A 22,048-nucleotide genomic window follows, 5' to 3' on the forward strand; every position below is an offset into this window, starting at 1 on the left:
GCCGGGTATCGCGCGTGGACGCGGCCACCGGCCGGACGGCGGGCCCGCCGCTGCGCCCCGGCGTGCAGTCCCCGGCCGCCCTGGCCCAGAGCCCGGACGGCGCCCTGCTCGCCGCCCTGAACGGCCGCCGGCTGACCGTCTGGACGACGGCCGACGGCACCGCCCGCGACGCCACCTTCCCGGTCGGCTCGCCGCTCGACCCGCCCGCGTCCGGGCTCGCGTTCGCCCCCGACGGCAGCCGGCTGGCGCTCGTCCACCCCGACGGCGCCGCCGGGCTCGTGCACCTCCCGGACCCCTCGGGCGACGAGGCGCGCCTCCCCGTCGGCGCGGCGGCCCGCGACGTGGCCTTCGCCCCGGACGGGCGCACCCTCGCCGTCGCCACCGAGCTCGACACCCAGCTGTGGGACGTGGCCGCCGGGACGCGGGCCCGGTCGCTGCCCGGCGCCGCCCGGGCGGTCGCCTGGGCCGGCCCGGACACGCTGGTGACGACCGACGGCCGGCGGGTCGTGCGGTGGGACCTGCCGTCGGGCCGGTCGCTGACCCTCGGCGACCCGGACCCGGGCACCGGCACGCTCACCCGGCTGGCCGTCGCCAAGGGCCCCGGCCTGGTCGCCGCCACCACCACCGGCGGCGCCGTCGAGCTGTGGGATCTCGACAGCGGCCACCGCCTCGACGGCACCCTCTTCGCCCCGGCCCCGGCGGCGCTGCTGGCCTTCACCGCCGACGGCGGCACGCTGCTGGCCTCCGGCCCCACCCTGATCCGCTGGAGCGTCGACCCGCAGCGCGTCACCGCCTGGGTCTGCGACGTGGTACAGCGCAACCTCACCGACGCGGAATGGCGGGCCTACGGATCGGGCCCCCGCCCGCGCGTCTGCCCCGGCCTGCCGATGGAAGGATCCTGATGCACCGTCGCACCGTGCTGTCGTCGCTGCTCGCGGCGGCGTCGGCCCCGCTGGCCGCGTGCGCCCGCCCGGCCCACGACCAGCCGGCCGCCGCCGTGCCCACCACGGCCGCGCCCACCACCGCCGCGGCCCCCACCAGCCCTGCGGCCGCCACCCCGACGGCGTCCGCCCCCGACCTGTCGGGCATGCTGATCCGGCCGGAGGGGTACATCGCCGTGCGCGGCGACGGCCTGTCCGGCCCGGTCGGCCGCTCCGACGCCGCCCGCGTCTTCGCCGACCACCCGGACGACGCCGGCACCGTCCTGCGCCACGGCTTCCTCGGCGGCTACCTGCAGGGCTGGAAGTCCCCGGACCCGACCTTCGACGCCGCCAGCACGGCCATCCCCGACACGACGACCCTGGTCGGAGCCGTCCTGCAGTTCGACACGACGGGCAACGCGCGGGCGATCCTGCAGTACTTCCAGCAGCAGAGCCGCGCCGACGGCTACCAGCCCTTCACCGTGCCGTCGTCGCTGAGCGGCGGCTACGGTTTCCGCCAGGAGCCCGGCAACGCCGGGCTGACCTACCTGAGCGTGACCTGGATGAAGGGCGCCCGGCTGCTGCAGTGGTCGGGCGGGTACAGCGAGCCCCGCCCTTCCACCGACCGCCTCATCCGCCTGGCCATGCGCCAGAACGCCGCGGCCCCGGCCTGATCCGCTCCCCGGCGCGCACCCGGCCGGCGGCGCCGCTACGGGACCAGGCCCGGGTCGGGCTGCAGCTGGTACCAGGCGATCTTCTCGCGGATCCTCGCCTGCTCGCCGCGCAGGGCGGCGATCTTCAGGTCGATCTCGCGGTCGTGCTCGGCGAGCAGGTCGGCGCGCTCGGCGAAGGTGGCGTCGCCGCCCCGGGCGAGCTCGGCGTAGCGCAGCATGCGCTGGATCGGCATGCCGGTGTCGCGCAGGCAGCGCAGGGTGCCCAGCCAGTTCAGGTCGTCGTCGGTGAACACCCGCTGGCCGCCGGCGTTGCGCCCGACGCTGTCGAGCAGCCCGATGCGCTCGTAGTAGCGCAGCGTGTCCAGGCTGAAGCCGGTCCGCTCGACCGCCTCCCTCGGGGTGTACGTCATCCCCCAGTTGTACCGGTACAGACCGCCGGGCGCGACCCCGCCGCCGGGGTCGGCCGAAAAGCGAGAAGCAGGCATACGGCAGGTGAACAACGGGAGAACATTGCCCAGGAGTGGCTTCTGCCATGGAGTGAGCTGCACGGACGCGCGACGATCCACTCGTGACAGAAACGACCGTCGTGCTCGTCCTGGTGATCGTGACCGCCCTCGGATTCGACTTCACCAACGGCTTCCACGACACGGCCAACGCGATGGCCACCTCCATCGCGACGAAGGCGCTGCGGCCCAAGGTCGCCGTGGCGCTGTCGGGACTGCTGAACCTCGTCGGCGCGTTCCTCTCCGTCGAGGTCGCGCTCACCGTGACCAACGCCGTGGTGAAGATCCAGAACTCCAACGGCACACCGAAGGCGGAGCTGCTCGACGGCGGCGGATCCGCCCTCCTGCTCATCGTGCTCGCCGGCCTCGTCGGCGGCATCGTGTGGAACCTGCTCACCTGGCTGCTCGGCCTGCCCTCCAGCTCCTCGCACGCGCTGTTCGGCGGCCTCGTCGGGTCGACCATCGCCGGGCTGGGCTGGGCCGGGGTCAACTGGAACGGCAACGGCACGAAGCTCGACGGCCTGGTCGGCAAGGTCCTGCTGCCGGCGGTCATGTCACCGGTCATCGCGGCGGCCATCGCGGCGGCCGGCACCTGGCTGATCTACAAGGTGGTCATCGGGGTCGCGCAGCGGTTCACCGACAACGGGTTCCGCTGGGGCCAGATCGGCTCCGCGTCGCTGGTGTCGCTGGCCCACGGCACGAACGACGCGCAGAAGACGATGGGCGTCATCACCCTGGCCCTCATCGCGACCGGCGACTGGACCGACACCAAGAACATCCCGTTCTGGGTCAAGGCCGCCTGCGCCCTCGCGATCGCGCTGGGCACCTACCTCGGCGGCTGGCGGATCATCCGCACGCTGGGCAAGGGCCTGGTCGAGATCGCGCCGCCGCAGGGCATGGCCGCCGAGTCGGCCTCAGCCGCGGTCATCCTGGTCTCCAGCCACCTCGGCTTCGCGCTGTCCACCACCCACGTGGCCACCGGCTCGATCCTCGGCACCGGCATCGGCAAGCCCGGCGCGCAGGTGCGCTGGGCCGTGGCCGGCCGCATGGTGCTGGCCTGGCTGATCACGCTGCCGGCGGCGGCCGTGGTGGGCGCCGTCATGTGGTGGATCGGCCACCTCGTCGGCGGCCTGGCCGGCGCCATCGTGGTCTTCCTCATCCTGCTCGCGCTGGCCGGGTACATGTACTGGCACTCGCGCAAGACCCCGGTCGACCACACCAACGTCAACGACGAGTGGGCAGCCACCACTCCCGAGCCGGTCGAGGCGGTCCACTGATGTCGCACAACCTGTCACTGGCCCTGCAGGCGGCGTGGAAGGTCCTCCTCGTCGGGCTCGTCCTCGGCGCCGGCCTGCCGGCCCTGTTCGCGCTCGGCGTGCGGGCCCTGGCCTGGGGCGCCGGCGGCGAGGCCGAGGCCCACGCGGACGGCACCGCGGGCCCGAAGGCCCAGCCGATCGGCACCGTGCTCGGCTGGGTGTGCTTCGCCGTGGTGCTGCTCGGCGTGGCCCTGGGCATCACCTTCATCGTGGCCAGCGGCTTCGGCAAGGCGCTGAGCTTCGAACACGTCTACCCGACGATCGTCAACAAGAAGTAGGGTGAGCCGTGAGCGAGTCCCGTTCCAACTTCCTCAGCCGCAGCATCGACTGGCTGCGGGCCGGCTACCCGAAGGGCGTCCCCCGCCAGGACTACGTGGCCCTGCTGGGGCTGCTGCGCCGCAAGCTGACCGAGGACGAGATCCGCGGAATCGCCCGCGACCTGGTCGCGCAGTCCGACGGCGGCGCAGACCCGATCGGCACGGAGGACATCGAGGCGCTGATCAGCGACTCGATGTTGCAGGACGCCAGCCCGGAGGACATCGTGCGGGTCTCCGCGCACCTCGCCGCCGGCGGCTGGCCCCTGGCCGACCCGCCGACCGACTGACCGCCGGGCCACGAGCCTCGCCACGAACCCCCCGCGCCCGGCGCGGGGGGTTCGCTGCATCGAGCGCCGGGCCGACCGGCTGGACCTTACTTCAGGTGCCGGGACTTCAGGTGCCGGGCGAAGAACCCGGCCGCGTCCTGCCCGGCGAACTGCGGGACGCCGGTGTGCCCGCCCATGTTGGCGTGCAGCGTCTTCTCCTTGGCGCCGAAGGCGTCGAACAGGTCCAGGGCCGCCTGCCGGTCGTTGCCTTCGTCGTCCCACTGCAGCAGCACGTGCAGCGGAATGGTGACCCGGCGGGCCTCCTCGAACATGGCGGCGGGCACGAGACTCCCGGCGAACAAGCCGGCGGCCACGATGCGCGGCTCGACCACCGCCAACCGGATGCCGATGGAGATCACTCCCCCCGAGTACCCGACCGGGCCGCCGATCTCGGGCAGCGAGAGCACGGCGTCCAGGGCGGCCTGCCATTCCGGGACCGACTGCTCGACGAGCGGGAGGATGAGGGCGTCGATGATCTCGTCGCCGACCGGCTCGCCGGCCTCCACAGCCCGGCGCAGGTCGGCGCGGGCCTGCTCGAGGGCGGCCCAACGGGGCCGGTCACCGCTTCCCGGGAGCTCGATGGTGGCCGCGGCGAAGCCCTCCGCCGCGCACTGCCGGGCTCGGGCCACCAGCCGCGGGTACATCCTGTGCAGTCCGAGCGGGGGGTGGCCGAGCAGGATCAGCGGGACCGGCGCGGATGCGGATGCGGGCGTCCACAGGATGCCGGGGATCTCGCCGAGGGTGAATCCGCGCTCGAGGACGCCGTCGTCGAGGCGCTGTTCTGAGGTGAATCGCATGGTCGTGCCTTTCGGGAGTGCGCTTGAACGGCGCTCCCGGACGACCTATCGCCCGGCCGTGACCCCTGAGGGGAGCACCCATGTCGATACGTTCACGGGTACCACCTCCTCGGTCTCTCGCACGGCCTCCGGAACGGTAACAGTGCTCGCCGTGCTCCGCCAACCGGTTTGTGCGGCTGCTCCGGAGACGTCCGGGCGGCGTTCACTCACTTTCGCGCCGGCGCTCACGTCGGCGGGAGGCGGCATCATGGGCCGGTGGACTTGCGGCAGGTGCGCACCGCCGACGGGCGCGTGCTCGAGGTGAGTGTCGAGGGGCCGGCCGACGGGCGGGCGTTCGTGCTGCACGCCGGCACCCCGGCCGGGCTGGCCGAGCGCGGCGGCATCGCCGGGCCCGCGGCCGAGCGCGGCCTGCGCACGATCAGCTACGCCCGGCCCGGCTACGCCGGCTCCACCCCGCGCCCGGGCCGCACGGTGCTCGACGCCGCCGGCGACGTCCGGGCGATCCTCGAGCACCTGGGCCACGACCGGTTCGTGACGGCCGGCTGGTCCGGCGGCGGCCCGCACGCGCTGGCCTGCGCGGCCGCCCTGCCCGGGGCGTGCGCCGCCGCGGCCACCCTGGCCGGCGTGGCCCCGTTCGACGCCGAGGGCCTGGACTGGCTGGCCGGGATGGGTCCGCAGAACGTCGAGGAGTTCGCCGCCGCCGTGCGCGGGCCGCAGGACCTGACCCGGTTCGTGCAGGCGCAGCGGGCGGGGCTGGCCGAGGTCACCGGCGGGCAGGTCGCGGCGGCGCTGGGCGGGCTCATCGGCGAGGTCGACCGGGCCGCGCTCACCGGCGAGCTCGCCGAGAGCCTGGCCGCGTCGTTGCGGCACGCGATGTCGGCCGGGGTGGCCGGCTGGCGCGACGACGGCCTCGCCTTCGTCCGGCCGTGGGGCTTCCCGGTCGCCGCGGTGCAGGCGCCCGTCACCGTGTGGCAGGGCGCCCAGGACCGGATGGTCCCCTTCGCCCACGGGCAGTGGCTGGCCCGCAGCGTGCCCGGGGCCAACGCCCGCCTGCTGGCGCAGCACGGGCACATCTCGCTGCTGGCCCGCTTCGGCGACGTCCTCGACGACCTGCTGGAGCGGGCCGGGGACTGGTGAGCGCAGGCCCACATGCACAGGAAGAAAATCGGTCGGCGAACCGATGTGGTCAAGATCGCTCACGCCGTACCATCGACCGACACCGACTGACAGGGCTGGGGGAAGCTGGTGGCCGAGCGGGTCGTGGTGGCGTTCGCCGGGGACGGGGCGGGCGAGGGCGAGCTGTCCTGGGGGCAGCGCGACATCTGGCTGGCGATGCTCCGCCAGGAGACATGGCTGCCCAACGGTGCCTGGGGGCCGCTGCCCCCGGGCACGACGGTGGACGACCTGACGGACCGGCTGCGCTACCTCATGAGCCGCTTCCCCACCGCCCGCACCCGGCTGCGCTTCGGCCCGGCCGGCGAGGTGCGCCAGGTGGTGGCGGCCGCGGGCGAGACCGTGCTGGAGATCGTCGAGGCCGGCGACGAGGACCCGGCCGCGGTGGCCGACAAGGTCCGGCTGCGCCTGCAGGACGACCCCTACGACCACGAGCGGGACTGGCCGGTGCGCATGGCCGCGGTCCGCCACCGCGGCGAGCTCAGCCACCTCGTCGTGGTGCTGTGCCACCTGGTCGCCGACGGGCTCGGCGCGATGATCATGGTGGAGGACCAGGACAAGCGGCCGGAGACGCCGGTGCCCGACCTGCAGCCCCTGCAGCAGGCCGGCTGGCAGGCCTCGCCCAGCGGCGTGCGGCAGAACGCGACCGCCATGCGGCACTGGGACTCCATCCTGCGCCAGATCCCGCTGCACCGGTACGCCCCGTCGCGCGACCCGCAGCAGCCGCGGCACTGGCGGGGGCAGTTCCACTCCCCCGCCCTGTCGCTGGCGCTGCGCGCGCTGTCGGCTTTCACCGGGATCGCCTCCTCCACCGTGCTGCTCGGCGTCTACGCCGTGGCCCTCGCGCGGGTGACCGGGGAGGGCACCACGGTGCTGCGGCCGATGGTGAACAACCGCTTCCGGCCCGGGCTGGAGCGGGTGGTGTGCATGCTCGCGCAGTACGGCCTGACCCGCCTCGACGTCGCCGGCGTGACGTTCGCCGAGGTGCTCGAACGGGCCAAGCGGGCCGCCATGACCACCTACAAGCACGCCTACTACGACCCCGCCGCCCTCGACGCGCTGCTCACCCGGGTCGTCGAGGAGCGGCCCGGCCTGCAGCTGCCGAGCTACTTCAACGACCGCCGCGACGACGCGGCCGTGGCGAACACGCCGGTGCCCTCGCCCGAGGCGATCGCCGCGGCGGCCGGCCGCGGCGAGTTCACCTGGTCGATCCGCCAGGACGTGCCCTTCGAGCCGCTCATCGTGCACGTCGACGAGGTCGAGGGCGGCACCCAGGCGATCGTGTTCATGGACACCCACGTCATCGCCCCGGCCGACACGGAGGCGCTGCTGCGCGGCGTCGAGGCGGCCGCGGTCGAGGCCGCCCTGAACCTGGAGGCGCCGACCGGGGTGGGCGCGTAACGGCACCGGCCACGGCCCGGGCGTTCAGGCCCCGAGGTAGCGCCGGGCCAGGTCGTGCAGGAACTCGCGCAGCTGCGGCGGGTCGAGCACGGTGAAGGGCACGTCGAACTTGCTCAGGTAGATCGCCAGGTCGTGCAGCGAGTCGCTGCCCGTGGCCAGCTCGCAGCCCTCGGCGCCGAGGTCGGTGAGCCGGCCCGACGTCGGGGTGATGCGCTCGGCGATGACCGCGGCGGGGGCGGCGAACCGGATCCGCGCCCGGTAGCGGAAGGGGGCCGCGGTCACGCCCCGCAGCACGTGGGCGGCCGCGTCGCCGCCGGGGGGCTCCCGCGGTACGAACCGGGGTGCATGGGAGCCGGGCGGGTGCGGCCTGATCCGGTCGGCCCGGAAGGTGCGCCAGTCGTCCCGGTCGGTGTCCCAGGCGAGCAGGTACCAGCGACGGCCGGTGTAGACGAGGGTGTGCGGCTCGACGTCGCGCTCGCTGTCCTGCCCGTCGTGGGCCGCGTAGGTGAACCGCAGCCGCTCGTGGGCGTGGGCGGCCGACGCGATGCGGGTCAGCGTGTCCAGGTCGACGGTGGGCCCGCCGCCGGCCGCCGAGACGGTCGCGGAGCGCAGCGCGTCGACCCGCGGCCGCAGCCGCCCCGGCAGCGTCCGCTCCAGCTTGCTCAGTGCCCGCAGCGAGGCGTCCTCGATCCCGGCGACGCTGCCGGCCGCCGCCGCCCGCAGCCCGACCGCCACGGCCACGGCCTCGTCGTCGTCGAGCAGCAGCGGCGGGAGGGCGTTGCCGGGCCCGAGCCGGTAGCCGCCGCCGGGCCCCGTCGCCGACTCGATGCGGTACCCGAGCCTGCGCAGCCGGTCGACGTCGTTGCGCACGGTCCGCGCGCTGACCTCGAGGCGCTCGGCCAGCTCGGCCCCGGCCCACTCCCGGCGCTGCTGCAGCACGGCGAGGAGCCGGAGCAGGCGTACCGAAGTCTCGAGCATTTGAGGAATCTAACGTGCCGCAATAGCTTCTAGCGTCGTGGTCATGACATTGCGAGGCATGGCCACCGTGAACTACTTCGCCGCCGACTGGGCCGCCGCCAAGGCCTGGTACACCGAGCTGACCGGCATCGAGCCCTACTTCCTGCGCGACGGCTACGCCGAGTGGCGCCTCGGCGACCGCGAGGCCGAGCTGGGCCTGATCGACGCCCGCTTCCGCCCCGCGGGCACCCCGGCGGGCCCGGTCGGCGCCGTCCTGTACTGGCACGTCGACGCCGTTGCCGAGGTCGTCGGCCGCCTGGTGTCGATGGGCGCGACCGTCCACGAGCCGGCCCAGGACCGCGGCCACGGCTTCGTCACCGCCACGGTCGTCGACCCCTTCGGCAACCTGCTCGGCGTCATGCACAACCCGCACTACGCCGCCCTGGCCGCGGCATGACCATCCGGCGGCGGCGGGAAGCGGGAAACTCGTCCGGGGGCGACCGTCTGGTTTCGCGCGTCTGAAACGTCTCCGTTGGGGAACCTTCGGAGTAACGACGTGAGGAGGCCGGGATGGCACTGCCCGAGATCGTGGGACGCGAGGAGTGGCTCGAGGCGCGGCGGGAGCTGCTGGCGCAGGAGAAGGAGGCGCGGCGGGCGCTCGACCGGCTCAACGCGCAGCGGCGGCGGCTGCCGATGGTGCGCATCGACAAGCCGTACCGGTTCCACGGGCCGTCCGGGGACGTGGGGCTGGCCGCGCTGTTCGAGGGGCGTCAGCAGCTCATCGTGCAGCACGTGATGTTCGACCCGGGCTGGGACGACGCCTGCCCGAGCTGCACCGCGGCGGTCGACGAGATCGCTGCGGCGCTGCTGCGGCACCTGGGGGCGCGCAACACGACGTTCGCGCTGGTGTCCCGGGCGCCGTACGCCAAGCTCGCCGACTACCGGCAGCGCAAGGGCTGGTTCGTGCCGTGGTACTCGTCCTACGGCGACGACTTCAACTTCGACTTCGACGTGTCGTTCGACGAGACGGTGAAGCCGCCGGTGTACAACTACCGGTCGCTGCCGGTGATCGAGTCGCCGGAGCTGCCCGGGTTCAGCTGTTTCCTGGCCGACGGCGACGAGATCTTCCACACCTACTCGACGTACGCCCGCGGCGGCGACTTCGGGGGCGCCTATGCGCTGCTCGATCTCACCGCGCTGGGGCGGCAGGAGGCGTGGGAGGAGCCGAAGGACCGGGTCACCGACGCCCGCCCGGCGGTTCCCGACTTCGCCTGAGCCGGCCGGCCGCGCGCCCGGGAAGCACGTCCGGGCGCGCGGCAGAATGTCCGGGTGGATCATCTGCCGTACCCGAAGATCCCGGCCGTGCTCGCCGGGGCACACGCCGCCGGCCCGTGGATCGCCACCGAGAAGGTGCACGGCGCGCAGCTGGTGATCGCCCACGACGGCGCGGCCCTGCGGGTCGGCAAGCGCAAGGCGTGGCTGCGCGACGACGAGCCCTTCTTCGGCTGGCAGCTGCTGCGCCCCGCCCTGCAGCGCACCGCCCGCGCCGCCCTGCGGCTCGGCGGGCCGGTCGTGCGCCTGTACGGCGAGCTGTACGGCGGCCACTACCCGCACCCGGCGGTCCCGGCGGTCCCCGGCGCGAGCGCGGTGCAGACCGGCGTCTGGTACGCCCCGGACATCCGCTTCGCGCTCTTCGACGTGCTGCTGGGCGACCCCGGGGTGCTGTGCCCCTACGCCGAGGTCGCCGAGCTGGCCGCCGCCGGTGGTGTGGATGTCGTACCGCTGCTGGCCCGCGGCCCGCGCCGGTCGATCGACGCCGTGCCGGTGCGCTTCGCGACCCGGGTGCCGGCGCTGCGCGGCCTGCCGGAGCTCGACGGCAACCTCGCCGAGGGGGTCGTCCTGCGCCCCGACGCCCGCCTGCCCCTGGCCGGCCGCCCGATCGTCAAGCACAAGATCGCCGAGTTCGACGAGTCCCGGTTCGGCGAGTCCCGGCCGTGGTCGCCGCACGTCGCCGCGGCCGATGTCGCCGCCCTGGCCGCGTCGCTGGTCAACCCGCCGCGGGTGGCGAGCGCCCGCTCCAAGGTCGGGCCGCACGACCCGGCCGCGCTGGAGGACGAGATCGTGCTGGACGTGCTGGTCGACCTGCTCGACGCCTTCCCCGGCCTGCAGTCGCGGGCCGGCCTTCAGGAGCTGGTCCGGGCCGCGGTGCGGGCCTCGCCGGTGGCACGTTTCCGGGATACAAGCAGGTAGCGGGCCCCGTACCGTATTCCTTGTCAGCAACGACCGACAGGGGAGACAGCCAGATGAGCGACATCGACACGGGCGGGGCGGGCTACGACGGCGGCGGCCAGGACGTCGACTACGGCCACTACGCGGCCGGCCAGGAGCACGACGCGCTGAACCAGCTGCACGAGGCCCACGGCTCCGAGGCCGACTACAACAACCAGCAGGCCGTCTACGAGAACGACCACCACGCCGACACGTCCACGGACTACTCGCACGGCACCCACGTCGAGTTCGACCAGGCGCCGGCCGTGCACTACGAGGCCGACGAGTTCACCAACTACAGCCACGACGCCTCGGTCGACGACCACGTCTTCGCCGCCGAGGGCAGCGAGCACGCCCACCAGGCCCAGTTCGGCGAGCTCGACGCGCTGCAGTCGCGCTTCGACGCCGCGTTCGCCGAGGGCACCGAGTTCCACGGCGGCGAGGGCCACCTGGGCACCGCGGCCGGCTGAGCCCTGCCGACAGTGCGTTCCTAGCGATCAGCCCCCCTGGTCAGGCCGGCCGCCCATCCGGGCGGCCGGCCTTCGCCGTTACGCCGTGAGGACCATGACGGTGGCCGTGGTGGCGGCCACGGCCGCGAGCAGGGCACAGATCTGGGCGAGCCAGCGGTATCGGGTGAGCGTCCGCGAGATCCAGTGCGGCTCGCGGGTGGCGCCGTCCGGGGCGTCGGGCCGGCGCGGGACGAGCAGGATGGCCGCGGCGATCGGGGCGGTGAAGCCGATGCCGTACGCCGCCCCCTGCCACCACGGGGCGACGCCGAACAGCCCGAGGGCCAGCAGCGCCCACGTCGTCGCCGAGACCCGGAACGTGGTGATGCCCAGCCCCGTGTCCAGGCCCCAGATCAGCGCGCCGCGGGTCTCGCCGTAGCGCATGACCAGGTTCTTGGGCGTCTGGCGCCGCAACGTCACGGGGCACATCGTCTTGCGCCGCAGCGCGAGGACGTCCAGCCCGAGCAGGGCGGCGAAGCAGGCCAGGGCGGCCGCCAGCCGTACCGGCTGCGGCAGCAGCGTCACCCCGAGCGCCCGGCCGGCGAACGCGGCCACGCCGAAGACGAGGGTGGCCGAGAACAGAAACCCGCCGCACAGCGCCGCGGTGGGGACTCCCGCGCCGCGGAACCGGGCGGTGAGGGCGAGGCCCCCCTGACCAGGAGGGCGGGACAGGTCGCCGACGGCCAGCGGCCGCAGCATGCCCACGAACGACACGCCTCAAGGGCTGAACAGCTGGGCGAACCCGGCGGTCAGCGCCAGCAGGACCAGCGCCGGGCTCATCCGGACTCGGTGCCGACCCGGGCGCCCCGGGAACGCCCGGCGCGCAGGTTGCTGAGGATCATGTCGAGCTGGCGGGTGGACGGGACCGTCGTGGCCCGGGCGATGCGCCCGTGCTCGATGACGAGCGCGGCCGGCGTGACGCGGATGCCCAGGGCGCCCGCGATCCGGCCGTCCCGGTCGACCACGGTGCGGTCGGGGTCCAGGCGGTACGTCAAGGCCAGCTCCCCCGCCCCGTCGGCCCCCTGCCCCGGCTCCACCACGAGCACCAGGTCGGGGTTGACCGCCCCGTCGAGCGCGGCGGCGAGCGAGCGGCACGTGCCGCAGCGGTCGGACAGCAGCAGCACCGCGCCCCGCACGGCGTCGTCGAGCGCGGCCGGCAGCCCGACCCGGCTGGGCAGGCGCTCGGCCGGCAGATCGAGCGGCACCGGCTGGTCGACCAGGCCGCTGTACTCGCGCAGTTGCTCGACCGTGCGGTACATCTCGACGTGCGAACCCAGCAGGAGCAGCAGGAGCACGCCGAGCACGATCACGGCCGCGGACAGGGCGATGGTCATGACGTCCCCTTGATCGTGTGCAGGCCGACGACCATGTCGGCGTGCACTTCGGACGATTCCTCGATCGCCCGCCGGTACGTCGCGTCGGTCCGCCAGGCCTTGACGACCTTGACGGCGTGCAGCGCGGACGAGGCGACGACGACGAGCGCGAGCAGTTGCAGCCCCTCCAGCACGCTCCAGTGCGGCGGGGCGAGGCGCAGCACCGCGGCCACGGCGAGCCAGCCGGGCAGCAGCACGAGCTGGCGGCGGCCCAGGTAGGCGTCGGTGGCCGCGCCCAGGCACGAGCAGGCGACGGGCTGGCGGGCGCGCAGCCCGAGCAGCCCGGCCAGCGCGAACGCGGCGCCGAGGGCGGCCACGCCGGCGGCCGGCCAGGCGGCCGCCGGGGCGAGCATCAGGCCGGCCGACGTGGCCAGTTCGGCGATCGGCACCAGCAGGGACAGGACGGGCACCAGCGGGGCGGGCAGTCCGAGCTCGGACAAGGTCCGCGCGAACGCGGACCTCACCCGGAGCTTCTCGACCCCGCCGACGACGAAGACCGCCGCGACGGCGCAGGCGACGAGCCAGGACAGGATCACCATCGCTCAGCAGGCACCGTCGTCCCACCAGAAGGAGCAGGCGTAGGACCCGCCGGACCAGCAGTCACCGCTGCCGCTCTGGCATTCGCCGCAGCCGATGATGCGGGTGCCGGCCTGGCACCACCAGTACCGCTTGTACTTGCCCGACGGGCAGGTGTAGCTCTCACACCTGCCGCCGCACTTGGTGTTGCTGGCCAGGTGGCAGCAGGGCGAGGCGAGGCCGGCGGCGGCCGGGCGGGCGGTGGCGAAGACGCCGGCGAGGCCGGCCACCATCGCCACGCCGCCGCGGCCGAGGAACTGCATGACGCCCCGGCGGGGCGCCGTCGTGGTGGTGAGCGTTGGCGCAAGTTCGGACACGGTCATGGGCACCCCGTTCGGTGTGGGTTGGGCGGCGTCGCGCTACTCGGGGTTGACCGCGAAGGACGAGGCCGGGCGTACGGCCACGGCCGACAGTGTGCCGTCGGCGTCGTTGCGCACGCAGAAGGCCACGGAGTCCCCGGCGGCCGCGCCCTGCTCGATGGTCCCGGCCGAGCGGGCCACGACGGCCCGGCCGGCGATGCGGGCCGAGCTCTGGCTGCCGCCCTCGAGGCGGCCCTGGATCGGCTCGACCAGCGGCATGACGAGCGCGCCGCCGGCGGTCGCGGTGAGCAGGACGCGGTCGCCCTGGCGCATCCGCCAGCCGTCCGGGAAGCCGAACAGCGGTGCCGTCCGGGTGGCCCCTTCGACCTCGACTTCGGCGCTGGAGCCGGTCTGGCGCACGACCCGCGCGATGCGGGCCTTGCCGCCGCTGGGGGCCGCCTGCGCCGCGGTTTCGTTGACGAGCGCCGCCGCGCCGGCGGCTCCCGCGGCCACGACGGCCGAGCGTGCGATGAGTGAGCGTCGCGAAAGCCGGTATCTGCCGATCATCCGCGCTACCCCCCGTCTTCTGGTGGTTTCGGACCCAAGCAAGCTCGCATATGACTACGGCGTACGTCAATGCAATCAAGCATTCACCAGAATGACATACGGAAATATATCCGCATGCCGAACAGGGCCTTGACCTGTGGCAGGTGCTTTGCTAGAACGATTTTCAGGTCACCGGGACATGCCCCGAGCCGCCGCGCCGCAGGCCCGGCACCGGAGGCTGACCGCCGGTGCCGGGCCGGGTCGTTCAGGAGTACAGGCGGCCGGCGAAGCGGCGGCCGAAGCCGTCGCCCACGTTGGCGGTGACCGTGTAGTCGTAGCGGCCCGCCGCGGTCGCCGGCAGCGTGCCGGTCCAGGTGCCGCCGGCCGCGACCGTCACCGTGGAGCCCGAGCCGCCCGAGGCGCCGGTGGCCACGTTGCGGCCGATGGTGAACACGGCCGCCACCGAGCCCTGGTTGGTCAGGGTCAGCCGCAACGTCAGGCCGCCGATGTCGGCGACCGACGCCTCCGGGTGCGCCTTCGACGCGTTCGTCCAGGTGCGCACGTCGCCGGTGAAGCCGCGCAGGTAGCCGTCGGGGCCGTGCAGGTCGATGTCGTACGGGCCGCCGCCGTAGGTCAGGGCGCTGAAGTAGTCCGACGCGCTGCCGCCGGCCGGGCACGTGTACTGCCACGCCTGGTAGGCGCGGTAGTTGACCGTGTACGCGGTGAAGCCGGCGCCGAGGGTGCCCCCGTTGACGACCTTGAACCAGATGCGGTTCGTGCTCGTGTCGGTCCACGACGTCGTGTCGAAGCGGTACCCGATCGGGTTCGCCGGGCGGTCGCCCGACTCCGGCACCGGCATCGTGGAACTCGACGGGGCGCTCGCGTTCGGCAGCCCGTCCTGGCCGTCGGCCGCGGCCACGAGCGCCTTCGTGTCGGGCAGGTCCGGGAACGTGGTCACCGTCGAGGCGAAGTTCAGCGCGGACGTGAGGTCGCCGCACACCGTGCGCCGCCAGGCCGAGATGTTCGGCTCCCGCACGCCGGTCCACAGCTCGACGAAGCGGATCGGCGACGTGTGGTCGAACACCTCCGAGCACACCCGCCCGCCGGTGCTCCACGGCGACACGACCGTCATCGGCACCCGCGGGCCGAGGCCGATCGGCTTGCCGCCGACGAACTCGTCGGCCGTGCCGCTCGGCGGCACCGGCGGCGCGACGTGGTCGTAGAACCCGTCGTTCTCGTCGAAGTTCAGGAACAGCACGGTGCCCGACCACACGTCGGGGTGGGCGGCCAGGGCGGACAGGAAGCCCCCGGCGAAGTCGGCGCCGTAGGCGGGCGGGTACGACGGGTGCTCGGACTTCGCCGCCGGCGCCACGATCCACGACACCTGCGGCAGCGTGCCCGCCGTCAGGTCGGCCTTGAACGCGTCGAGCGCGGAGGCGGCCCGGACCATGCCGCGCAGCCACAGCGGCGAGTCGTGGGCCGCGCTCTTGAACTGGTTGAACCAGGCGAGCGGGTTGTCGTCGTAGTTGTCCTGCTCCTGGTACACCTTCCAGCTCACGCCGGCCGCCTGCAGCCGCTCGGGGTACGTCGTCCAGGTGTACCCCTTCTCGCTGTTGTCGGTCACGGGCCCGCCGGCGGTGCCGTTCGGGTCGATCGTGCCGGTCCACTGGTACAGCCGGTTCGGGTTCGTCGGCCCCTGCACGGAACAGAAGTACTGGTCGCACACCGTGAACGCGTCGGCGAGGGCGTACTGCCACGGGATGTCGGCGCGGGTGTAGTACCCCATCGTCTTGTCGGTCTTCGCGGGGATCCAGTTGTCGTACTTCCCGCTGTTCCAGGCGCTGTGCGTGCCCGACCACGAGTGGTCCAGGTCGGTGACGCGCTGCGCGTCGGTCTTCGTGGTGTCCAGGCGCCACGGCAGCAGCACGGACCCGAACAGCCGCTTCTGGTGCCAGACGTCGGAGGAGGACGGGAACCGCAGCGGGCTCGTGTCACCGAACCCGCGCACGCCCCGGAGCATGCCGAAGTAGTGATCGAACGACCGGTTCTCCTGCATGAAGATGATGACGTGCCGGACCTGGTCCAGGCTCCCACCGGCCGCGGGGGCGGCGGCCGCCAGCTGGGCCGCGCCGAGCAGACCGGAACCAGCGGCCGCACCACCGGCCGCCGCGGCGCTCAGCAGGGTACGCCGACTCACAGGGGACATACGCGCTCCTCGATATTTGAACGGGCGCGTGCAGCCTCCTACCGGCAGGTGACGCCCACGGGACGCCCGGTTGAACGCCACCACGTCGTTACGCGATGAGCAGGGGGCGGCACGGCGAACCGGGCCGCCCCCTGCGGCGCAACAGCTATGCGTAGGCCTCGATCTCGTAGATGCGGGCCGCGGTGTCCGTGGTCTGCGTCGGCGTGACGACGTTCAACCGCACGTACCGCCCGGTCGCGTTGACCGCCGAGGTCGTCACGTCCGCGGTGTTGCCGCGCACCGACGCCACGGTGGTCCAGGCGCTGCCGTCGGCGGACACCTGCAGGTCGAAGTCGCGGGTGTCCCACGACGCCGACTCGCCGCCGGCCCCCGCGTGGCGCACGACGATGGAGCTCAGGTGGTTCGAGCCGCCCATGTCGACCTGCAGCCACTTGCTGCCCCCGCCGGAGCACCACTTGTCGGCGTTGCCGCCGGAGACACTGCCGTTGACCGCCTTCTCCGGGCCCTCGGTGGCGGCGCAGGAGGAGTCGGCGGTGGCGGGCCGGTTGAGCAGGAGGTTGCCGCCGGAGACGGCGCCGTAGACCTCGAACTCGTAGATGCGGGCCGCACCGTTGCCGTCGTTGGCCGGCGTGGTGATGTCGAGCTTCACGTAGCGGGCGGACCGCGCCGTGAACTGGCTGAGGGTGCGGCTGGACCGGTTGCCCGTGACCGTCGCCGCCACGCTCCAGGTGGTGCCGTCGGTGCTGGTCGAGATGGTGTACGCGCCGGTGTTCCAGCCGGTCTGCTCGCCGCCGAGGCCGGCGTGCTTGAGCACGACCGCGCCGACGCTCTGGTTGGAGCCGAGGTCGACCTGCAGGAACTTGGTCGCCGCCAGCGTGCAGAACTTGCTGTTGTTCATCAGCGTGCCGTCGACGGCCTTGTCGGGCGACTCGGCGGCGGCGCAGGCGGCCGAGCCCGTGGCGGTCCTGCCCTGGGCGAGGTTGGTGCCCAGGCTCGGCGGGGCGGCCGGCTGGGTCGCGCCGTCGGTGAAGGACGGCGGGACGTCACCGGCGCCGGTGCCCCACGAGGACGGGCCGGTGCCCATCGTGTACTGCAGGGTGCCGCCGGCGGCGAGGTCCGGGTAGCGCAGGTAGTTGTGCGACACCGGGGAGCCGTTGAGGGTCAGGCCCTGCACGTACTGCGACGAGGCGCTGCCGCCGTTGATCTGGATGTTGCCGGCCGGGCGCTGGACGAGGATCGACGGGAACGACGGGCCGTGGATCGCGAGGGTGTCCGCGCCCGGGGTGGCCGGGTACATGCCCATCGCGGACCAGACATACCACGCCGAGGTGGCGCCGAGGTCGTCGTTGCCGGGCAGGCCGCCGGCGCCGGTGGTGAACTGCTCGGTCATGACGCGCCGCACCGCCGCGGAGGCGCCGGCCGGGTACTGGGCGAAGTTGTACGCCCACGGCACCCCGTGCTCGGGCTCGTTGCCGAGGTAGAAGTACGGGCGGGACAGGCCGGCGTTGAGCTCGGTGAAGTGATGGTCGAGGCGCTGCTTGGCCGTCTGCGGGCCGCCCATGAGGTTGATGAGCGCGGCGAAGTTGTAGGTGACCATCCAGGTGTACTGCGCGGCGTTGCCCTCGGTGAAGGGGCTCTCCTGGGCCGGGTTGAGCGGCCACGGCCACGTCCCGTCGCTGTTGCGCGGGTGGATGTAGCCCGACTCGGGGTTGAACGTGTTGCGCCAGTACTGGGCCCGGGTCATCGCCGAGTTGTACGTCGCCGTGTCACCGAGCGACTTGGCGAACTGGGCCACGGCGAAGTCCGACGCCGAGTACTCCATCGAGTCCGACGGCGCGCCCGGGATGTACTTCTTCGACTCGTACTCGGCCTCGCGCCCGCGGATCGGCGAGCCCTGCGCGCCGTTGCCGGCGATCGAGTTCTTCATCAGCTGCAGCGCGGCGGCCGTGTCGAAGTCGCGGGCGCCGAACTGGTACGCCTCGTCGACAATGATCGGGCCGGGGTCGCCGGTCATCACGAAGTCCTCGTTGGTCTGCTGCGACCACTTGGGCAGCAGGCCGCCCTGCTGGCCGTCGAGGACCATCGACTTCATGATGTCGGAGGCGACGTCCGGGGCGATGAACGCGACGAGCGCGGCCCACGAGCGGTAGATGTCCCAGCCCGAGTAGTTCTGGTACACGTTGTGGGTCGCGGTGTGGATCGCGTTGTCGAAGCCGCGGTACTGGCCGTTGACGTCGCTGGCGATGTTGGGGTTCTCCATCACGTGGTACAGCGCCGTGTAGAACTTCTGCAGGTCGGTGGCGCTGCCGCCGGTGGCCTGGACGCGGTTGAGGGCACTGTTCCAGGCGCTGTCGGCGTTGGCCCGCGCGGTGTCGAAGGCCGCGGTCTCGGCGTTGAGGTTGGCCGTGGCGTTGGCGACACTCACGAACGACACGCCGATCTGGGCGTTCACGGTCGCGTTGGACGAGGTGTCCCAGGTGACGAAGCCGCCGGTGTTGGTGCCGCTGGTGCTCGCCGAGCCGTTGGTGATCGTCGAGCCGCTCCAGGTGCCGAACGACGACGGGGCCCGGTCGAAGTGGATGGAGAAGTAGATCGGGTACGTCTTCGACGAGCCGCAGAACCCGCCGGCGGTGACGTTGCCCGTCACGTTGCTGCCGGAGATGCTGATGCTGCCGCTGCGGTTGCCCGTCGCGCTCTTGCTGGTGTTGATGAGCAGCCGGGACTGGGTGGACGACGGGAACGTCAGCCGCATGACGCCGGTGCGGGCCGTCGAGGTGACCTCGACGTTGGTGGCGTACTTGTCGAGCCGGTTCTTGTAGTAGCCGGCCTGGGCCACCTCGTTGGTCTTCGTGTACGCCGAGGCGTAGCTCGACCACGCGGAGCCCGGCGAGGAGCCGAGCGCGCCGGTGACCGGCAGCAGCCCGATGTCCTCGTTGTTGCCGCAGCCCGCCCCGTTGAAGTGGGTGAGGCTGAACTCCTCGATCGTGCGGTCCGAGTCACGGTAGCCCGACGGGGACGCGGTCGGCGTGTCCGGGCTGAACTGGAGCATGCCGAAGGGCACGGTGGCGCCCGGGAAGGTGCTGCCGCCGGCGCCGCCGCCGACCGGGTTGGGCGAGTTGCTGTCGTCCGTGCCGATGAGGGGGTTCACGTACTGGGTCAGGTTGAGGTCGGCGGCCTGGGCGGGGGCCGCGAACTGCACGACCGCGAGGGTGCTGCCCAGCAGGGCGGCCCCCGCGCCGGCGAGCAGCCGGTCGACCTTTCGGGGTCGGGACATGGTGTCTCCCGTTCGGTGGCGGTGAGGACGGGAGAGCGCTCTCGAAAACATTCATAGTCCCTGATTGACGTTAGGTCAACATTTGTCAATACGCCGCAGGTCAGAACGCCTCATCCCCACCCCCGCCTCCAGAGCCACGGTCACGACGAGGGCGAGCGCGGCGGCGGCCCCGGCGCAAGGCCGAATCTGTCAATGGTTGACAGAAGCCGGGTGGAACTTCCGCGGAACCAACTTCCGTTGACGTTGCTCGTCGGAACATGCGGCCCGATATACCGACATTTCCGATGTTTCGCCCGCCGGGCCGGTCGCCGGTTTTCCGTGCGGGCGGGTGACCGGCCGGGGTGACTTCCTTGCGCATCGTCCGTTTGCTCCCCCGCCCGTCGGGCAGCATTCGGCGGGTGAGCGAGCAGTGGGAGTACGGCTACGTGTATTTCGTCTCCACCCAGTCCGACGAGCAACGCAGGCTGCGCCATCATCCCGACCGGGCCCAGCGGGCCATCGAGTACGACCTGGCCGCCGTCGTGGTCGACGGCAACAGCGTCCGCTCCGGGGCCGTCACGGGCAAGGTCGCGCTGCTCAACGAGCTCGGCCGGAAGGGCTGGCGGGTGGACAACGGCCTGAGCATCGGCGGCACGCTGCCCAACTGGCTGCGCGACGCCGTGCAGTCCGCCGTCACCGACGCCCATCCGGGTGGCGCCGTCGAGCACTACATGCGCCGACGCCGGCCCGAGGGCTGACCCCGTACACTGCCACCCCATGCACGAGGGCTGGCAACGGGCGAGGCCGGACGCGCGCCGCCTGCGCATCGACATCGGGATCGGCTTGGCCGTCACCGCCATGACGCTGCTGAGCCTGACCCTGACCCGCAGCCTCGGCTTCTTCGCCTTCGGCCGGCCGCCGTCGCTGGCCGAGCAGGTCATGTGGGCCGTGCTCGGCACCCTGCCGCTGTGCGTGCGCCGCCGCTGGCCCGACGCCGTGGCGATCTTCGTCTCGGTCGCCTTCATCGCCGGGCAGATCCGCCACGCCCCCGAGCAGCAGCTCACCTCCGGCGCGCTCTTCGCCGCCATCTACACCGTCGGCGCGTGGGGCCGCGACCATCGCCGGGCCACCTGGATCCGGGCCGTCATCATCGCCGCGATGTTCGTGTGGCTCACCGTGTCGTACCTCATCGCGCTGCCCAGCCTGGCCGCCGCCGAGTTCACCGGCGCCGCCGGCCCCGTCTCCCCGATCCTGGCCGCCGCCGTCAACGTCTTCCTGACCAACCTGCTCATCTTCGGCTTCGCGTACTTCTTCGGCGAGCTGTCCTGGATCGCCGAGTACCGCCGCCACCGGGTCGAGGAGCAGTCCGCGGAGCTGCTCGCGGCCAAGGAGGAGGAGTCGGCCCGCACGGTCCTGCACGAGCGCCTGCGCATCGCCCGGGAGCTGCACGACGTCGTCGCCCACCACGTCTCGGTCATGGGCGTGCAGGCCTCCGCCGCCCGCCGTGTCCTGGACCGTGACCCGCCCCGCGCCCGCGAGGCCCTGACCGCCGTCGAGCAGAGCGCCCGCACCGCCGTCGACGAGCTGCACCGCATGCTCGGCCTGCTGCGCCTGCAGCCCGGCAGCGCCGAGGACTCCCCCGCGGCCGCCGTCGGCCTGGAGCGGCTCCCCGAGCTGCTGGACTCCGTGCGCAACGCCGGTCTGCAGACTTCCCTCGGGGTGTACGGCGATGCCGTCGACCTCCCCGAGTCGCTCTCGCTGGCCGGCTACCGGATCGTCCAGGAGGCCGTGACCAACACCCTGAAACACGCCGGCGCCACCAGCCTCGACGTCCGCATCCGCTACCACGCCGACGAGCTCGAACTCGACGTCGCCGACGACGGCCGCGGCCCGGCCCGCCGCAGGTCCGGCGGCCTCGGCCTGATCGGCATGCGCGAACGCGTCGCCGCCCACGCCGGCACCCTGGAGACCGGCCCCCGCACGAGCGGCCCGGGCTTCCGCGTCCGGGCCCGCTTCCCCCTGCAGCGCCAGCGATCCGCGTGACCGGCGCCGCGACGCGTCACGCGCCGGGGCGGCCCGGCGCAGGGGTGGCGTTGTGCAGGCGGGAGCCGCTGAAGTCCAGGGTGGACCGCGTCACCTGGTGCCAGAAGGGCCAGATGGACGGGGTGATGCGCAGCTCGAAGCCGGCCTCCGCGTGCCGGGCCAGCAGGTCGTCGAGCTCCAGGCGGCCGGTGGCCTCGACCGGTTCCTCGGAGACCCAGTAGCCGCCGACCTCGTGCTGGCGGAACGTCGCCGCCGGGAGCTGGTACGCGTACAAACGGCAGGACCGCATCCTGGAAAGCCACGCCGACTCCATGACGTGCAGCCGGGTGGCGGCCGTCTGGCCGAAGAACCGCTCCCGGTCGGCGGGGCTCGTGGCGGGAGCGGGCCAGACGCAGCCGCGGGGGCAGTCGCGCGGGAACCAGAACATCGGGGCGTGGCGGGTGTCGACGGCCCAGACGAGCGGCGGGGCGGTCGGGTTAGTGGCGGGGACGTGCGGGGCGAACCGGGACAGCGACGGATCCTCGCTGTAGTGCCACATAGCGTGCTCGGGCTCGCCGCGGTACGGCGGGGCAGGCGGTCTGGGCATCCGGCCAG

Annotated in this window: 24 protein-coding genes; 13 read left to right on the forward strand and 11 right to left on the reverse strand. The window is 73.1% G+C overall.

The window, feature by feature from the left end:
• Both AB0M46_RS40290 and AB0M46_RS40295 read left to right on the forward strand, forming a co-directional pair.
• Window positions 1-902 (forward strand): WD40 repeat domain-containing protein (locus AB0M46_RS40290; protein WP_363345154.1); only part of this gene is annotated, 902 nt, incomplete at its 5' end.
• Window positions 902-1,594 (forward strand): hypothetical protein, encoded by a 693-nt coding sequence (locus AB0M46_RS40295; RefSeq protein WP_363345155.1) that lies wholly within the window; start codon window positions 902-904, stop codon window positions 1,592-1,594. The genes AB0M46_RS40290 and AB0M46_RS40295, both read left to right, overlap by 1 nt.
• 35 nt (window positions 1,595-1,629) lie before the next feature.
• On the opposite strand, the gene AB0M46_RS40300 is transcribed toward AB0M46_RS40295, so the two are convergent.
• On the reverse strand, window positions 1,630-2,004 hold the full coding sequence (locus AB0M46_RS40300; protein ID WP_363345156.1) for a MerR family transcriptional regulator: 375 nt from the start codon (window positions 2,002-2,004) through the stop codon (window positions 1,630-1,632).
• Window positions 2,005-2,162: 158 nt separating this feature from the next.
• On the opposite strand from AB0M46_RS40300, the gene AB0M46_RS40305 reads away from it, so the two are divergent.
• From AB0M46_RS40305 to AB0M46_RS40315, 3 genes are read left to right on the forward strand one after another with little or no spacing between them, the layout of a single operon-like run.
• Window positions 2,163-3,374, forward strand: coding sequence for an inorganic phosphate transporter (locus AB0M46_RS40305; RefSeq protein WP_363345157.1), 1,212 nt, complete (start codon window positions 2,163-2,165; stop codon window positions 3,372-3,374).
• Window positions 3,374-3,691 carry a hypothetical protein gene (locus AB0M46_RS40310; protein ID WP_363345158.1) on the forward strand — a complete coding sequence of 106 codons (318 nt, stop codon included), beginning with the start codon at window positions 3,374-3,376 and terminating at the stop codon, window positions 3,689-3,691. The genes AB0M46_RS40305 and AB0M46_RS40310 overlap by 1 nt, the downstream gene beginning before the upstream one ends.
• Before the next feature lie 8 nt (window positions 3,692-3,699).
• The gene (locus AB0M46_RS40315; protein WP_363345159.1) at window positions 3,700-4,017 is read left to right on the forward strand and encodes a DUF3349 domain-containing protein; all 318 of its coding nucleotides are present in this window, start codon (window positions 3,700-3,702) and stop codon (window positions 4,015-4,017) included.
• Window positions 4,018-4,103: 86 nt separating this feature from the next.
• On the opposite strand, the gene AB0M46_RS40320 is transcribed toward AB0M46_RS40315, so the two are convergent.
• On the reverse strand, window positions 4,104-4,853 hold the full coding sequence (locus AB0M46_RS40320) for an alpha/beta hydrolase (protein ID WP_363345160.1): 750 nt from the start codon (window positions 4,851-4,853) through the stop codon (window positions 4,104-4,106).
• A 255-nt stretch (window positions 4,854-5,108) separates the two neighbouring features.
• Here AB0M46_RS40320 and AB0M46_RS40325 point away from each other — a divergent pair, with 255 nt between their 5' ends.
• Window positions 5,109-5,990 carry an alpha/beta fold hydrolase gene (locus AB0M46_RS40325; protein WP_363345161.1) on the forward strand — a complete coding sequence of 294 codons (882 nt, stop codon included), beginning with the start codon at window positions 5,109-5,111 and terminating at the stop codon, window positions 5,988-5,990.
• A gap of 108 nt (window positions 5,991-6,098) precedes the next feature.
• Window positions 6,099-7,427: a condensation domain-containing protein gene (locus AB0M46_RS40330; protein WP_363345162.1), complete on the forward strand. Its 1,329-nt coding sequence runs from the start codon at window positions 6,099-6,101 to the stop codon at window positions 7,425-7,427.
• 24 nt (window positions 7,428-7,451) lie between these two features.
• Here AB0M46_RS40330 and AB0M46_RS40335 read toward each other — a convergent pair whose 3' ends face one another.
• Entirely contained in the window at window positions 7,452-8,405 is a 954-nt protein-coding gene (locus AB0M46_RS40335; RefSeq protein WP_363345163.1) for a YafY family protein, read from the reverse strand.
• Window positions 8,406-8,448: 43 nt separating this feature from the next.
• On the opposite strand from AB0M46_RS40335, the gene AB0M46_RS40340 reads away from it, so the two are divergent.
• The 4 genes from AB0M46_RS40340 to AB0M46_RS40355 all read left to right on the forward strand — a co-directional run bounded on the left by AB0M46_RS40340 (window position 8,449) and on the right by AB0M46_RS40355 (window position 11,122).
• Window positions 8,449-8,841 carry a VOC family protein gene (locus AB0M46_RS40340; RefSeq protein ID WP_363345164.1) on the forward strand — a complete coding sequence of 131 codons (393 nt, stop codon included), beginning with the start codon at window positions 8,449-8,451 and terminating at the stop codon, window positions 8,839-8,841.
• 113 nt (window positions 8,842-8,954) lie between these two features.
• Window positions 8,955-9,659 (forward strand): DUF899 domain-containing protein, encoded by a 705-nt coding sequence (locus AB0M46_RS40345; RefSeq protein WP_363345165.1) that lies wholly within the window; start codon window positions 8,955-8,957, stop codon window positions 9,657-9,659.
• A 54-nt stretch (window positions 9,660-9,713) separates the two neighbouring features.
• A complete protein-coding gene (locus tag AB0M46_RS40350) occupies window positions 9,714-10,634 on the forward strand; it encodes an RNA ligase family protein (protein ID WP_363345166.1) in 921 nt (306 codons plus the stop codon).
• A gap of 53 nt (window positions 10,635-10,687) precedes the next feature.
• Window positions 10,688-11,122 (forward strand): hypothetical protein, encoded by a 435-nt coding sequence (locus AB0M46_RS40355; protein WP_363345167.1) that lies wholly within the window; start codon window positions 10,688-10,690, stop codon window positions 11,120-11,122.
• A 78-nt stretch (window positions 11,123-11,200) separates the two neighbouring features.
• On the opposite strand, the gene AB0M46_RS40360 is transcribed toward AB0M46_RS40355, so the two are convergent.
• The 7 genes from AB0M46_RS40360 to AB0M46_RS40390 all read right to left on the reverse strand — a co-directional run bounded on the left by AB0M46_RS40360 (window position 11,201) and on the right by AB0M46_RS40390 (window position 19,432).
• Entirely contained in the window at window positions 11,201-11,872 is a 672-nt protein-coding gene (locus AB0M46_RS40360; protein WP_363345168.1) for a hypothetical protein, read from the reverse strand.
• A 62-nt stretch (window positions 11,873-11,934) separates the two neighbouring features.
• Window positions 11,935-12,492, reverse strand: coding sequence for a hypothetical protein (locus AB0M46_RS40365; RefSeq protein WP_363345169.1), 558 nt, complete (start codon window positions 12,490-12,492; stop codon window positions 11,935-11,937).
• Window positions 12,489-13,070 carry a MauE/DoxX family redox-associated membrane protein gene (locus AB0M46_RS40370; RefSeq protein ID WP_363345170.1) on the reverse strand — a complete coding sequence of 194 codons (582 nt, stop codon included), beginning with the start codon at window positions 13,068-13,070 and terminating at the stop codon, window positions 12,489-12,491. Before AB0M46_RS40370 ends, AB0M46_RS40365 begins: the two co-directional genes overlap by 4 nt.
• Before the next feature lie 3 nt (window positions 13,071-13,073).
• Window positions 13,074-13,430, reverse strand: coding sequence for a hypothetical protein (locus tag AB0M46_RS40375; protein ID WP_363345171.1), 357 nt, complete (start codon window positions 13,428-13,430; stop codon window positions 13,074-13,076).
• Between the two features lie 36 nt (window positions 13,431-13,466).
• Window positions 13,467-13,919, reverse strand: coding sequence for a hypothetical protein (locus AB0M46_RS40380; protein WP_363345172.1), 453 nt, complete (start codon window positions 13,917-13,919; stop codon window positions 13,467-13,469).
• Between the two features lie 298 nt (window positions 13,920-14,217).
• Complete coding sequence (locus AB0M46_RS40385) at window positions 14,218-16,158, reverse strand: phosphocholine-specific phospholipase C (protein ID WP_363345173.1); 1,941 nt, start codon at window positions 16,156-16,158, stop codon at window positions 14,218-14,220.
• Window positions 16,159-16,303: 145 nt separating this feature from the next.
• Window positions 16,304-19,432, reverse strand: coding sequence for a GH92 family glycosyl hydrolase (locus AB0M46_RS40390; RefSeq protein WP_363345174.1), 3,129 nt, complete (start codon window positions 19,430-19,432; stop codon window positions 16,304-16,306).
• Window positions 19,433-19,830: 398 nt separating this feature from the next.
• Between AB0M46_RS40390 and AB0M46_RS40395 the strand changes: the two genes are divergently transcribed.
• Both AB0M46_RS40395 and AB0M46_RS40400 read left to right on the forward strand, forming a co-directional pair.
• A complete protein-coding gene (locus AB0M46_RS40395) occupies window positions 19,831-20,169 on the forward strand; it encodes a hypothetical protein (RefSeq protein ID WP_363345175.1) in 339 nt (112 codons plus the stop codon).
• 19 nt (window positions 20,170-20,188) lie between these two features.
• Window positions 20,189-21,454 (forward strand): sensor histidine kinase, encoded by a 1,266-nt coding sequence (locus AB0M46_RS40400; RefSeq protein ID WP_363345176.1) that lies wholly within the window; start codon window positions 20,189-20,191, stop codon window positions 21,452-21,454.
• 16 nt (window positions 21,455-21,470) lie between these two features.
• Here the strand turns inward: AB0M46_RS40400 and AB0M46_RS40405 are convergent, their stop codons facing one another.
• Window positions 21,471-22,040: a DUF6886 family protein gene (locus AB0M46_RS40405; protein ID WP_363345177.1), complete on the reverse strand. Its 570-nt coding sequence runs from the start codon at window positions 22,038-22,040 to the stop codon at window positions 21,471-21,473.
• Between the last annotated feature and the right edge of the window lie 8 nt (window positions 22,041-22,048).

It is taken from the genome of Dactylosporangium sp. NPDC051485 (assembly GCF_040682015.1).
GTDB lineage: Bacteria > Actinomycetota > Actinomycetes > Mycobacteriales > Micromonosporaceae > Dactylosporangium.